Source organism: Sinorhizobium sp. M4_45 (assembly GCF_002885915.1).
GTDB classification, from domain to species: Bacteria; Pseudomonadota; Alphaproteobacteria; order Rhizobiales; family Rhizobiaceae; genus Sinorhizobium; species Sinorhizobium meliloti_A.
Genome location: NZ_NWVE01000031.1, coordinates 1 through 853, shown reverse-complemented (window position 1 = coordinate 853; position 853 = coordinate 1). Strand labels below are relative to the sequence as shown.

Genomic DNA, 853 nt, shown 5'->3' with positions numbered 1-853 from the left:
TAGGTCGTAAACTCATAAAACCACTTGTTGTTTAGTCGCGCCGATGATTCAAGGCTTCCGAATGAGGGAGCCTTGGAATGACGCGCCGCCGCTACGAACTCACCGACCACGAATGGTCAATCCTGTCGCCGCTGTTGCCCAACAAACCGCGTGGTGTTCCCCGCGTCGATGATCGGCGGGTGCTGAATGGCATCCTCTGGCGGTTTCGGACGGGCTCGCCCTGGGCGGAAATCCCGGAGCGCTATGGTCCGCCGACCACCTGCTACAACCGCTTCGTCCGCTGGCGGAAGGCCGGTGTCTGGGATCGGCTTCTTGAAGCCGTTTCCGAGGCTTACGATGGCGACATCGTCATGATCGACTCAACCTGTGTCCGCGTTCACCAGCACGCGGCCACGGGAAAAAGGGGGATGGAGACGATGGCGGCATGGGACGTTCCCGTGGCGGGCTCACGAGCAAAATCCACGCGCTCGTCGACGCCGAAGGTCGCCCGGTCAACCTCCGTCTGACCGGCGGGCAGATCGCCGACTGCACCGAGGCCGACGCGCTGACGGACGAGCTCGGCGAGGGAGATATCCTGCTGGCTGACAAGGGCTACGACACTAATGCCATCCGGGCCAAGGCCGCCGAGCGAAAGGCCTGGGCCAACATTCCGCCGAAGACCAACCGGAAGGGGTCATTCGTTTTCTCGCGCTGGGTCTATCGGCAGCGGAACCTCGTGGAGCGGTTCTTCAATAGGATCAAACAGTTCCGAGGCATCGCAACCCGATACGATAAGCACCCGGAAAACTACCTCGCCGCCGTAAAGCTCGTCGCCGCGAGGATATGGTGTCAGAGTTTATGAGTCGACGTCCTA

At 61.2% G+C, this 853-nt stretch carries 1 protein-coding gene; it reads left to right on the top strand.

The genetic code is table 11. The features are described 5' to 3' along the window. Nucleotides 1-77 precede the first annotated feature (77 nt). Nucleotides 78-841 (top strand): IS5 family transposase gene (locus tag CN933_RS31200; protein WP_431093597.1). Its coding sequence is split into 2 segments (ribosomal slippage): nt 78-422 and nt 425-841, totalling 762 coding nucleotides; the frame shifts between segments, so codons are not numbered across the junction. The last annotated feature ends 12 nt before the right edge of the window (nt 842-853 follow it).